We start from the raw sequence: 11,144 nt of genomic DNA on the forward strand, positions 1-11,144 counted from the left end.
GATACGCGGCGAACCGCCCTCAGGCGCCCGTCACATGCGCATAGGCTGCCGCATCGAGCGGCCGGCCCAACAGGAAGCCTTGCGTCAGGTCGCAGCCTTCCTGGATCAGGAAGTCGAGCTGCTCGGGCGTCTCGACGCCCTCCGCCACCACCTCGATGCCGAGCGCATGGCCGAGCTGGATGACGGCGCGCGTGATCGCGACCGATTCCAGCGTCACGCCGAGCTTGGCGATGAAGCTGCGGTCGATCTTGAGCGTCGTCAGCGGAAAGCGGTGAAGGTAGGACAGCGAGGAATAGCCGGTGCCGAAATCGTCGAGCGCAATGCGCACGCCCAGCGCCCGCAGCTTGCCAAAGGTCGCCATGGCGCGGTCGGCGTCGGTCACCATCACGCCCTCGGTGATCTCGAGTTCGAGCCGCTCAGGGTCGAGCCCGCTCTCGGCGAGCGCCGCCTGGACGCGCGCCGGCAGATCACCCGACTGGAACTCCAGCGCCGAAACGTTGACCGAGATCCGCAGAGGCTGGGTCCAGCTCGCGGCCTCCTTGCAGGCGCTACGCAGCACATAGGCGTCGAGCGCGGCGATCAGCCCGCTTTCCTCGGCCGCCGGAATGAAGCTCGACGGCGCCACGACGCCACGGACCGGATCCGTCCAGCGCGCCAGGGCCTCGAAGCCGGCAATCGAGCCATCGGCCCGAAACAGCGGCTGGTAATGCGGCTGGATCTCGTTGGCCGCGATCGCCTGGCGCAGTTGCCGGCGGAAGTTCTGGCGTTCCTGTTCGCGCGCCTGCTCGGCGATGTCGAACATGCGCATCGCGCCCGGCCCCTCGGCCTTGGCGAGGTGGAGCGCGGCGTTGGCGGCGGCGACGAGACGAATCTCGTCGCCGCCGTCCTGCGGATAGCGCGCGCAGCCGGAACTGACACTGATTCTGAAGTCGCGCCCCTCGCAAAGAAATTCCTGGGCGAAGGCGGAGCGCACGCAGGCGGCGAGGCGAACAGCCTCGGTTTCCGACGCATCGCCGGAGGACACCAGCATGAACTCGTCGCCGCCGATCCGGGCGAGGAAAGCATCGCCGAGACCGTTTCGCAGCCGCCGCGCCGCCTCGACTAGCACGGCGTCGCCGACAGCGTGTCCATGCTCGTCGTTCAAGGTCTTGAAGGCGTCGAGGTCGAGCCGCATCACGACGAAACCCTCGCCGCTTTGCTTGGCCTGGGCGATGCGACGGAGCAGTTGCGTGCTCAGCGCCGGCCGGTTGTGCAGGCCCGTCAGCGCATCGTGGCGCAGCGATTCCGCCAGCCTGTCCTCGGCCTGACGGCGCGCGCTGATGTCGATCAGCATGTTGAAGCCGCCGACCAGTACTCCGTCATCGTCGAACAGCGGCGTCGGAAACGGGATGAACGGCACGCGCGTGCCGTCGGGGCGCTCCAGGATGGCCTCAACGCCGCGCACCGGCCGCTTCTCGCGCAGCGCCACGGCCATCGGGCAGTCCTGATGACCGAGCGGCGCGCCTTCCGTGGTGAAGAGGCGATGCGTCACGCACCAGCGATCCTCGCCGATGACGGGCTCGCGCCCGACGAGCTTGGCCGCATGGCGGTTGGCATAGGTCACGCGGCCCTGCGCATCGGTCATGTAGACGCAGGCCGGCAGCTGATCGAGGACGCCGGCAAACCAGCCATCGGCAGGCTTGCGGCCAGCATCGGACAGCGCCAGGCGCGCGACATCGACGCCGCCCTCGCTGAGCGTGGCGAAACCCGAGGCGATATGAACGTCAGCGGGGAATGAGCCGCTGGTGTTCACGTCGTGGCCGGCAACAGCCTTGAGCATGCGGCAATCCGATGAGCGATCTGAAGAACTGACGCCTCGATTGAAGCGCCAAAGATCACAACAAAGGCTTAAAAGGCGAGGTTTTACCGATAGTTCGGCGCCATCACCGATAGACGGCGATGACGACGCGGCATACAAAGTTCATCATCGCAAAATCTGACGACAATACTTGTCCAGAACAATATTCGTGCGGTGGGAACCATGCTTTCATCGCGAACTGACCGAGGGTCAGCGCGCTACCCAAGCAGGGGCGAGTTCACTTGAAAATCGTCTCGCCCTGCTGATCGACGAGTTGCTGGCCCTTGACCAATGCAAAATCGGCCGCTTCCTGCGCACCGGGGAAACGATCGGCCCGGACGAAGCGATGCGTCCTGAGTTCGCCGCCGATCTCCTTCTCGACCACGCCGCAAAGCTGGTACTGCCCGCCTTCCTGATACGGCGTGGCGTGGATGGTGAAGCCGTTGTGCTCGATCGTCTTGAGCGGGCCAGCCGGCGCGGCGGGCGCCTTGTCCTTGCCGCCGAACAGGGATTTGAAGAAGGACATTGCGGGTCTCCGGGACGATCAGTTCGATGGCCCGACTGGTAAGCTTCCCGGGCCGGCCTGCCAAGTCGGCATCGCCCACCAGAACGACCGCCTGCCACTCGAGAAGACTTCACCCAGCGAGATGTAGCGCGATCTGCCGCAGATGCGGACTTCGGCGATGCTCGAACAGGTAGATGCCCTGCCAGGTGCCGAGTGCAAGCCGGCCCGCCATCACCGGGATCGACAGCGACACCGGCGTCAACGCGGCCTTGATATGGGCCGGCATGTCGTCGGGGCCCTCAGCGCGGTGGCTGAGATAGGCCATCGCCGGATCGTCCGCGGACGGCACGAGACGCGCAAAGAAGGCGTCGAGATCGCGCCTCACGTCGGGATCGGCATTCTCCTGAACCAGCAGCGAACAGGAGGTGTGACGCAGGAAAAGCGTCAGGAGCCCGGTCTCGACGCCGGCGTCTCGCACGAAGCCGGCGACACGGTCGGTCACCTCGTAAAGACCCGGACCCCGCGTTTGGGTGGTGACGATGGACTGCTGGATCACGTGCCCGGACTTCAGCGCTCGGTCAGCGCAAGCTTCGCGCCAAGCGCCACGAAGGCTGCGGCAAAACTGCGCCGCAGCCACGCCATCACCGCCGGACGCCCGACGACCTTGTCGCGCATCGCGGCCGCAAACAGGCCGTAGAGCGCGAAGACCACGAAGGTCATCGCCATGAACACGCCGGATAGTTCCAGCATCCGCGCCAGCGGCGACGCCTCCTCAGTCGCGATGAACTGCGGCAGGAAGGCGACGAAGAAGATCGACAGCTTCGGGTTCAGCACGTTGATCGCGATGCCGTCGATCAGGACGCGCAGGCTGGAGCGCGGATCGGCCGTGGTCTCGACCGTGAGGGCGCCATGCTCGCGCAGGGTCTGCCAGGCCATCCAGAGCAGATAGGCGACGCCGGCATATTTCACGATCTCGAAGGCGAGCGCGCTGGCGTGCAACAGCGCAGCCAGCCCCATCATCGCGGCGACGAGATGCGGCACGATGCCCAGCGTACAGGCGAAGGCCGCGAGCACGCTGGCGCGCGGCCCGCGCGTGAGTCCGGCCGCAATGGTGTAGAGCGCGCCGGTGCCGGGCGAAGCGACGATGATCAGCGAGGTCAGGAGGAATTCGGGGGACATGGGGTGGCTCCTCGCGTCGTGTCAGGCTGCCTGCGAATCGGTGAGCACGCCCGCCTCGGCCATCTCGTCATGCAGCGTAATCGCATCGAGATCGAAACCGTTCGGCCAGGTTGGGACGCCCATCTGAACGAAAACGCGCGCGAAGGTCGCAGGATCGGTCAGGGGTTCGACCATCGGGCCGCCTTCCGCCAGCACGTCCGAAAAATCGCGAACGCCTTCCCTGCCATCGGAGAACCGCAGCCATAGCCGGGGGTGATCCAGAACCTTCAACTCGACCAGTTTGACGAGTGCGATCATTCCACATCGGCTCCGGGCACGGCCTCGAACGGCTCGCGCAGTCTCCCATGCTCCCAGTTCGACAGCAACTCGGCTTGCCGGCGCCCGACCCAGCCTCGCAGCAGGCGCAATGCCGCAGGCGGCATGGCGCCGGCAATAACGTCACCGGTTTCGATGGCGATCAGAACCTCATGTCCTTAGTAGAAGGCGTGGATGTGAGGTGGAGGATGGTCGCGCCAATACATTTGCACGACGAAGCCGAAGAAGATCGAGATCGTCGGCATGATCATCCCCGCAGAGAAAAGGCGGACCCTTCGGTCCGCCTCGCACGCCTCAATTATCCAGAAAGCTCCGCAGCTTTCGGCTCCGTGACGGATGCTTCAGCTTCCGCAGCGCCTTCGCCTCGATCTGCCGGATGCGCTCGCGGGTGACGCTGAACTGCTGGCCGACCTCTTCGAGCGTGTGGTCGGTGTTCATGCCGATGCCGAAGCGCATGCGCAGCACGCGTTCCTCGCGCGGGGTGAGCGAGGCGAGCACACGGGTGGTGGTCTCGCGCAGATTGCTCTGGATCGCCGCGTCGATCGGCAGGATCGCGTTCTTGTCCTCGATGAAGTCGCCGAGATGCGAATCCTCCTCGTCGCCGATCGGGGTTTCGAGCGAGATCGGCTCCTTGGCGATCTTGAGGACCTTGCGCACCTTCTCCAGCGGCATGGCGAGCTTTTCGGCAAGCTCCTCCGGCGTCGGCTCGCGGCCGATCTCGTGCAGCATCTGGCGCGAGGTCCGGACGATCTTGTTGATCGTCTCGATCATGTGCACGGGAATGCGGATGGTGCGGGCCTGGTCGGCGATCGAACGCGTGATCGCCTGCCTGATCCACCATGTCGCATAGGTCGAGAACTTGTAGCCGCGGCGATACTCGAACTTGTCGACCGCCTTCATCAGGCCGATATTGCCCTCCTGGATCAGGTCGAGGAACTGCAGGCCGCGATTGGTGTATTTCTTCGCGATCGAGATCACGAGGCGAAGGTTGGCCTCGATCATCTCCTTCTTGGCCTGACGCGCCTCGCGCTCGCCCTTCTGGACCATCAGCACGATCTTGCGGAATTCCTGGATCTCCAGACCCGTCTCGGAGGCCAGCGTATGGATCTCGTCGCGCAGGCTCTTGATCCGCTCCAGCTCGGAGCCGACGAAATCGCGCCAGCCGCGCGAACCCAGCTTGGAGACGCGCAGCACCCATTTGGGGTCGAGTTCGCCGCCGACATGCTGCTTGAGGAAGTCCTCGCGGCCGACGCCATAGCTCTCGGCCAGGCGCAGCAGGCGTGTCTCATGGCCGATCAGGCGCTTGTTGATGTCGTAGAGCTGCTCGACCAGCGCCTCGATGCGGTTGTTGTTCAGCGAGAGCGACTTCACCGCAGTGATGATGTCGTCCTTGAGCTTCTTGTATTTGCGGTCCTGCGCCGGCGAGAGCTTGGTGTTCTCCAGCCGGTTGGCGATGTCCTGGTCCTGCAGGCGGCGCAGCTTTGTGTAGTTCGAGGCGATCGAGTCGAAGGTCTCCAGCACGCGAGGCTTGAGTTCGGCCTCCATCGCCGCCAGCGAGACGTTGTTCTCGATGTCGTCGTCGTCCATGTCGGACGGCAACTCGCCCTCGGGCACCTCGCCTTCGGGCGCAGCCGCTGCTTCGCCGGGAACGCCGGCTTCGCCGCCCTCGCCGGGAAGCTGCGCCGGGTTCTTGCCGTCGGGGCCGGCATAGGTCGCCTCGAGATCGATGATGTCACGCAGCAGGACTTTTGCTTCGTTGAGCTCATCGCGCCAGATGATGATCGCCTGGAAGGTCAACGGGCTCTCACAGAGGCCTGCGATCATCGCCTCGCGGCCGGCCTCGATGCGCTTGGCGATCGCGATCTCGCCCTCGCGGGACAAAAGCTCGACCGAGCCCATCTCGCGCAGATACATCCGCACCGGATCGTCGGTGCGCTCGGTCGGCTCCAGATTGCGCTTGACCTCGACGGGTAGCGCCGAGCGCTGCGTCTCGGCGAGCTCGCCGCCCTCGCCCTCTTCCTCGTCTCCACCAGCCGTGCCGGTGCGCGCAGCGGCGCGCTCCTCGCCGGAGGCCTCGGGATCTTCATTGTCGACAACGTTGATGCCCTGCTCGCTGAGCTGGCCGAGCACGTCCTCGATCTGCTCCGAGGAGAATTCCTCCGAAGGCAGCACTTCGTTCAGTTCATCATAGGTGACATAGCCGCGCTTCTTGGCGAGCTTGATCATCCGCCTTACGGCCTGATCGGTCAGATCGAGCAACGGTCCATCGGACGTCGGAGGGGCTTCCGGCGCGACCTGGTCGGTCTTTTCCCGTTCGCTCACTTTGGTCGCCATCAATCAGCGCTCCGCACTCAGTCAGCGCGCCGCAGGCAAGCCTCTCGGAGGAAGCCACATGCAGACGCATAAAAGGGCGACGCGGCCGCTGGTCCGGCGCGCTCACCCCACCCAAATCACCGTCTCCAGATGGACCCGATCATCATTGACGAATCGTAAACCATCAGGGGCGTCCGGCGCATCGATCGACGATAGAGCGGGCCTGGCCTGTCAATCGCCGGACATAGCCTCGGTCCCCTCGATCGTTTCGAGGCGGGCCTTGACGTCCTTGATCCAGGCGAAATTGGCTTCGGTCGCTTCGTCAGCCAGTGCGCGCTCGGCTGCCTTCAACTCGCTATGTAGCGTCCGCGCGCGATGATGCAAGACAATAGCCTGACGAATTGAGTCGAAAACCGATTCAGGATCAGCCGCTTGCGCCAGTTTCAAGCGCTCGGCCGGGCCCGTCACGGTCATCAGCAGCTCGCGCGCCTCCTGCATGCGCGGCTGGACCATGCGCCCGCGCAGGGCGGCTTCGTCGAGACTGTCGTCCATCGCCGCGTCCAGCAACGCCTGCCGAAAGCGCTCCGCAGCAGGCCCGTCTAGCGCAAGCTCGGCGATTTCGTCGGCGCAGCGCAGGATCAGGCCGGGATGGCTCGCCAGCGCCAGCAGGATGAAGGCCTCGCGCGCATCCTCGCCGCGTCCGCGCGACATCAGCCTTGTACGCGTGAGCTGGCTGGACGCCTTCAGCAGGCCGTTCGCCCAAGGCGGGGGGGCCTGCCAGCCATTGCGGCCATTGCCGCGACCGCCGGCCGGGGCGCGACCACGCTGGAAGCCGCCGTCACGGCCGCGCTGTGCCCGCTCCAGCGTGGCGCTTGCGAAAAGCTGCGCCAGCCGCTCGTCCATCTCGCGGCGATAATGCCGGCGCGTCGCCTCGTCCCTGATTTGCCCGAGCGGTTCCCTCAGCCGGCGCTCGAAGGCGGCGCGGCGCTCGGGCGTGTCGAGCGGGCCAGCCTCGACCTCGCGCGTCCAGAGCATATCGACGAGCGGGCGCGCGGCGGCCAGCACCTCGGCGACCGCGGCCTTGCCGCCTGAACGCGCGAGGTCGTCGGGATCCTGCCCGTCCGGCAGCGTCGCGAAGGAGAGCGACTTGCCCGGCTCCAGCATCGGCAGCGCAAGATCGATGGCGCGGCTGGCGGCCTTGCGCCCGGCCTTGTCGCCATCGAGGCAGATCAGCGGCTCGTCGGCCATGCGCCAGAGCAATCCAAGTTGGTCCTCGGTCAGGGCGGTGCCGAGCGGCGCGACCGTCTGCGGAAAGCCGGCAAGGCTCATCGCGATGACGTCCACATAACCCTCGACCACGATGACCTGCCCGGTGTCGTGGGCGCCCTTGCGCGCATTATGGTGGTTGAACAGCAGCGAGCCCTTGTGGAAAAGCGGCGTCTCCGGCGAGTTCAGATATTTGGCCGAGACCTCCGAACTCATCGCCCGGCCGCCAAAAGCGACCACCCGTCCGCGCGCATCGTGAATCGGAAACATGATGCGATCGCGAAAACGGTCATAGGGCACGGCGATCTCGTCGCCATGCACCAAGAGGCCCGTCTCCATCATCAGCGCGGCGTCGACGCCCTTGCCCGCGAGATGGTCGCGCAGCGCGAACCTGTCGGGCGGACCATAGCCGATGCGGAAGGCTTTGCGCGCTTCGCCTTCCAGCCCGCGCCCAGAGAGATAGCGCCGCGCCGCAGCCCCACGCTCCCCCACCAGCTCGGCCTCGAAGAAGCGCGCCGCGAGCTCGACGACCTCGTGCAGACCCTTGCGCCGCTCTTCCTGCGCCTGCGCCTCGACAGTGATTTTCGGCAGCGTGACGCCAGCCTCGGATGCGAGCTTCTCGACGGCTTCCGGGAAGGACAGTCCCTCCGTCTCCATCACGAATTTGAAGATGTCGCCGTTCTTGCCCGAGGAGAAATCGAAGAACGAGCCCTTCTGGTCGTTGACGAAGAAGGACGGCGTCTTCTCGGCGTTGAACGGCGACAGCCCCTTCCACTCACGGCCCGATTTGGCCAGCCGCACGCGCTTGCCCACGACCGCCGAAACCGGCAGTCGCGCCTTGATCTCTTCCAAAATGGAGGGCGGGAACTTCATCGCATCTTATGTGGGCGCGCGCGGGCGCAAAGCCAATCGCAGATCGCGTGACGGGCCGGTTTATTGGCGCAATCCACAGCGCCATGATAAAGAAAGCTGCGGAAAAGGAAGACAGCGATGGCCCTCAACATCAAGGATCCGGAGACGGAGAAGGCGGTGCGCACGCTGGCGAAGCGACGCGGGCTGACGCTGACCGAGGCCGTGCGCCAAGCTGTGAAGACAGAGCTCGATAAGGACGGTCTGTCCGAGGACGAGAAGGCACGCAGAATTGCCGAAGGGCGGCAGTGGTTGGCGGATTTCTACAGGCGATATGACATCAAGCCGAGCCAGCCCTCCATGACCAAGGACGAGATGGACGATATCATCGGCTACGACGAGAACGGCATGTGGTGATGATCGTCGTCGACGCATCGGCAGTCGTCGCGATCCTGATCGGCGAAGTGGACGCCGATGATCTTCTTGGCCGCCTCGCCATTGCTTCGGAACGCTGCATGTCGGCGGCCAATCTGCTTGAAACTCGCGTGGTGCTCGAAGTCGGTAAAGGCGTCGAAACGTCACGCCTCGCTGATTTTCTCGCTCGCTGGGACGTCGAGATCGTGCCGCTTGATGTCCCGCTGATCGATGGCGCGGTGACCGCCTATCGCCGCTTCGGCAAGGGCCGCCACGCCGCCCGCCTCAACATGGGCGATTGCGCGGCCTATGCACTGGCGAAGGCGCGCGGCTGGCCCTTGCTCTACAGGGGCGACGACTTCACGCAGACCGATATCGAGCGGGCCTGAGCCCGCCTGACACAGCAGGACTCACCCCGCCAGCGCCGCCTTCACCAGCCCGCTAGCCCTGCCGAAATCCATCTGGCCGGCATAGTTGGCCCGCAAGATCGCGATGACCTTGCCCATGTCCTTGACCGAGGCCGCGCCGCTCTCTGTGACGGCCGCAGCGATGGCGGCCTTCACTTCGTCATCCGACATCTGCTTGGGCATGTAGCCGCTGATCACCTCGACCTCCGCCTTCTCGATCGCAGCAAGCTCGGGGCGGCCATTGGCATCGTAGATCGCAATCGATTCCTGGCGCTGCTTCACCATCTTCTGCAGCAGCGCGAGAATCTCGTCGGGCGTCGTCTCGGGCTTGCCGAGGCCGCGCGCCTCGATGTCCTTGTCCTTGAGCGCAGCCGTGATCAGGCGGATGGTCGAGACCTTGCCCTTCTCGCCGGCCTTCATCGCCTCCTTGAGATCGGCCGTGAAGCGCTCGCGCAGGCTGGTCATGTGGGTATTCCCTTTTTGTGCCACGAGCTTGCGCCCGCGTCGATTGACGGCATGGAAGCGCCCCTTTAAGGCTCGCGCTCCAGACGAGGGCTCGGCTTCAGGCCGCCGCCCGCACCTTTTTCGCCGCGTCGCCTGCGGCCTGGACCGAGACATAGACATGACCGCTCCCGAAGGAAACCCCGCGACAGGCGGCTGGACCGAACCGCGCGCGACCGCGCTCCTCGTGCTCGCCGACGGCACCGTGCTGGAGGGCTTCGGCCTCGGCGCGACCGGCGAGGCGCCGGGCGAGGTCTGCTTCAACACGGCGATGACGGGCTATCAGGAGATCCTGACCGACCCGTCCTATGCCGGGCAGATCATCACATTCACCTTCCCCCATATCGGCAATACCGGCGTCAACGAGGAGGACACCGAGACGGTCAACGCCGCGGCCTCTTCGGGAGTGCGCGGCGTCGTGCTTCATGCCGCGATCACGCAGCCCTCGAACTGGCGCGCGAACCGGCATTTCGACGCCTGGCTCAAGGCCCGCAACATCGTCGGCATCTGCGGCGTCGACACTCGCGCCTTGACCGCGCTGATCCGCGACAACGGCATGCCCAACGCCATCCTCGCCCACAGCCCCGACGGCGTCTTCGACATTCCCCGCCTGCAGGCGCTCGCCACGGGCCTGCCCGACATGGCCGGGCTCGACCTCGTGCCGCTGGTCACCTCGGCGCAGCGCTACGACTGGAACGAGACACCCTGGCAATGGCCCGCCGGCTATGGCAAGCGCGACGGCGCGGCCCACAAGGTCGTCGCGATCGACTACGGCGTGAAGCGCAACATCCTGCGCCTGCTCTCGAAGGCCGGCTGCGACGTCACGGTCGTGCCCTCGACCGCAAGCGCGGACGAGATCATCGCGCTGAAGCCCGACGGCATCTTCCTCTCCAACGGCCCCGGCGACCCGGCCGCGACCGGCGAATATGCCGTGCCGGTGATCAGGGCGCTGCTCGACCGCAAGATCCCGACCTTCGGCATCTGCCTCGGCCACCAGATGATGGCGCTTGCCGTCGGCGGCCAGACCATGAAGATGAAGCAGGGCCACCACGGCGCCAACCACCCGGTCCAGGACAAGACCACCGGCAAGGTCGAGATCGTCTCGATGAACCACGGCTTCGCCGTCGATCCGGCGAGCCTGCCGGCTCATGCGGTCGAAACCCATGTCTCTCTCTTCGATGGCTCCAACAGCGGTTTTGCGCTGACCGATCGCCCGGCCTTCAGCGTCCAGCACCACCCGGAAGCCTCGCCCGGCCCACAGGACAGCCACTACCTCTTCACCCGCTTCGTCGCGATGATGGAGAGCGAGAAGGCAGGCCGATGAACCTGACTGTATGTGGGCTAGAGCGTCGGACTGAAAACTGGAATCGTGGGATTCCCTTGAGGGCTGCTTTGTGATTCACCGTTTCTGGAGGTGGATCATGGGTCGCAGCTATTCGGATGATTTGCGTGCGCGCGTCGTGGGTTTTGTCGAAGCAGGGCATTCGCGTCGGGCTGCGGCCCGGCATTTCGGGGTGAGCGAGAGCTTTGCGGTCAAGCTGCTGCAAAGGGTCTTGCG

The 11,144-nt window shown here is 65.4% G+C and carries 13 protein-coding genes; 4 read left to right on the forward strand and 9 right to left on the reverse strand.

What is annotated here, in order from left to right; all coding sequences use genetic code 11:
- Window positions 1-19: 19 nt before the first annotated feature.
- The 8 genes from AC1DZY_RS15130 to dnaG form a co-directional block, all read right to left on the reverse strand.
- Window positions 20-1,819 (reverse strand): putative bifunctional diguanylate cyclase/phosphodiesterase, encoded by a 1,800-nt coding sequence (locus AC1DZY_RS15130; RefSeq protein ID WP_476820942.1) that lies wholly within the window; start codon window positions 1,817-1,819, stop codon window positions 20-22.
- A gap of 256 nt (window positions 1,820-2,075) precedes the next feature.
- On the reverse strand, window positions 2,076-2,363 hold the full coding sequence (locus AC1DZY_RS15135; protein WP_476820943.1) for an HlyU family transcriptional regulator: 288 nt from the start codon (window positions 2,361-2,363) through the stop codon (window positions 2,076-2,078).
- Between the two features lie 109 nt (window positions 2,364-2,472).
- Window positions 2,473-2,895 carry a secondary thiamine-phosphate synthase enzyme YjbQ gene (locus AC1DZY_RS15140; protein ID WP_476820962.1) on the reverse strand — a complete coding sequence of 141 codons (423 nt, stop codon included), beginning with the start codon at window positions 2,893-2,895 and terminating at the stop codon, window positions 2,473-2,475.
- Window positions 2,896-2,909: 14 nt separating this feature from the next.
- Window positions 2,910-3,521: a LysE family translocator gene (locus AC1DZY_RS15145; RefSeq protein WP_476820944.1), complete on the reverse strand. Its 612-nt coding sequence runs from the start codon at window positions 3,519-3,521 to the stop codon at window positions 2,910-2,912.
- Window positions 3,522-3,542: 21 nt separating this feature from the next.
- A complete protein-coding gene (locus AC1DZY_RS15150; protein WP_476820945.1) occupies window positions 3,543-3,818 on the reverse strand; it encodes a DUF2442 domain-containing protein in 276 nt (91 codons plus the stop codon).
- Window positions 3,815-3,982 carry a DUF4160 domain-containing protein gene (locus AC1DZY_RS15155; RefSeq protein WP_476820963.1) on the reverse strand — a complete coding sequence of 56 codons (168 nt, stop codon included), beginning with the start codon at window positions 3,980-3,982 and terminating at the stop codon, window positions 3,815-3,817. The genes AC1DZY_RS15150 and AC1DZY_RS15155 overlap by 4 nt, the downstream gene beginning before the upstream one ends.
- Window positions 3,983-4,130: 148 nt before the next feature.
- Window positions 4,131-6,170, reverse strand: a complete 2,040-nt coding sequence (rpoD, locus tag AC1DZY_RS15160) for an RNA polymerase sigma factor RpoD (RefSeq protein ID WP_476820946.1) — start codon at window positions 6,168-6,170, stop codon at window positions 4,131-4,133.
- Between the two features lie 210 nt (window positions 6,171-6,380).
- A complete protein-coding gene (gene dnaG / locus AC1DZY_RS15165) occupies window positions 6,381-8,288 on the reverse strand; it encodes a DNA primase (protein ID WP_476820947.1) in 1,908 nt (635 codons plus the stop codon).
- A 117-nt stretch (window positions 8,289-8,405) separates the two neighbouring features.
- Between dnaG and AC1DZY_RS15170 the strand changes: the two genes are divergently transcribed.
- Window positions 8,406-8,681, forward strand: coding sequence for a type II toxin-antitoxin system VapB family antitoxin (locus AC1DZY_RS15170; protein ID WP_476820948.1), 276 nt, complete (start codon window positions 8,406-8,408; stop codon window positions 8,679-8,681).
- Window positions 8,681-9,067, forward strand: coding sequence for a type II toxin-antitoxin system VapC family toxin (locus AC1DZY_RS15175; RefSeq protein ID WP_476820964.1), 387 nt, complete (start codon window positions 8,681-8,683; stop codon window positions 9,065-9,067). The genes AC1DZY_RS15170 and AC1DZY_RS15175 overlap by 1 nt, the downstream gene beginning before the upstream one ends.
- 21 nt (window positions 9,068-9,088) lie before the next feature.
- Here the strand turns inward: AC1DZY_RS15175 and AC1DZY_RS15180 are convergent, their stop codons facing one another.
- Complete coding sequence (locus tag AC1DZY_RS15180; protein ID WP_476820949.1) at window positions 9,089-9,550, reverse strand: GatB/YqeY domain-containing protein; 462 nt, start codon at window positions 9,548-9,550, stop codon at window positions 9,089-9,091.
- Between the two features lie 157 nt (window positions 9,551-9,707).
- Here AC1DZY_RS15180 and carA point away from each other — a divergent pair, with 157 nt between their 5' ends.
- Together carA and AC1DZY_RS15190 are read left to right on the forward strand one after the other, a co-directional pair.
- Window positions 9,708-10,910: a glutamine-hydrolyzing carbamoyl-phosphate synthase small subunit gene (gene carA, locus AC1DZY_RS15185; protein ID WP_476820950.1), complete on the forward strand. Its 1,203-nt coding sequence runs from the start codon at window positions 9,708-9,710 to the stop codon at window positions 10,908-10,910.
- Between the two features lie 97 nt (window positions 10,911-11,007).
- On the forward strand, window positions 11,008-11,144 hold a 137-nt coding region (locus AC1DZY_RS15190; protein ID WP_476820965.1), incomplete at its 3' end, for a helix-turn-helix domain-containing protein.

This window comes from Allobosea sp. P2_A10 (assembly GCF_056405115.1).

What these genes read in the sequence shown, in the direction of transcription:
- AC1DZY_RS15130 (WP_476820942.1), bottom strand. Translation starts at nt 1,819, where the DNA reads ATGCTCAAGGCTGTTGCCGGCCACGACGTGAACACCAGCGGCTCATTC.
- AC1DZY_RS15135 (WP_476820943.1), bottom strand. Translation starts at nt 2,363, where the DNA reads ATGTCCTTCTTCAAATCCCTGTTCGGCGGCAAGGACAAGGCGCCCGCC.
- AC1DZY_RS15145 (WP_476820944.1), bottom strand. Translation starts at nt 3,521, where the DNA reads ATGTCCCCCGAATTCCTCCTGACCTCGCTGATCATCGTCGCTTCGCCC.
- AC1DZY_RS15150 (WP_476820945.1), bottom strand. Translation starts at nt 3,818, where the DNA reads ATGATCGCACTCGTCAAACTGGTCGAGTTGAAGGTTCTGGATCACCCC.
- rpoD (WP_476820946.1), bottom strand. Translation starts at nt 6,170, where the DNA reads ATGGCGACCAAAGTGAGCGAACGGGAAAAGACCGACCAGGTCGCGCCG.
- dnaG (WP_476820947.1), bottom strand. Translation starts at nt 8,288, where the DNA reads ATGAAGTTCCCGCCCTCCATTTTGGAAGAGATCAAGGCGCGACTGCCG.
- AC1DZY_RS15170 (WP_476820948.1), top strand. Translation starts at nt 8,406, where the DNA reads ATGGCCCTCAACATCAAGGATCCGGAGACGGAGAAGGCGGTGCGCACG.
- AC1DZY_RS15175 (WP_476820964.1), top strand. Translation starts at nt 8,681, where the DNA reads ATGATCGTCGTCGACGCATCGGCAGTCGTCGCGATCCTGATCGGCGAA.
- AC1DZY_RS15180 (WP_476820949.1), bottom strand. Translation starts at nt 9,550, where the DNA reads ATGACCAGCCTGCGCGAGCGCTTCACGGCCGATCTCAAGGAGGCGATG.
- carA (WP_476820950.1), top strand. Translation starts at nt 9,708, where the DNA reads ATGACCGCTCCCGAAGGAAACCCCGCGACAGGCGGCTGGACCGAACCG.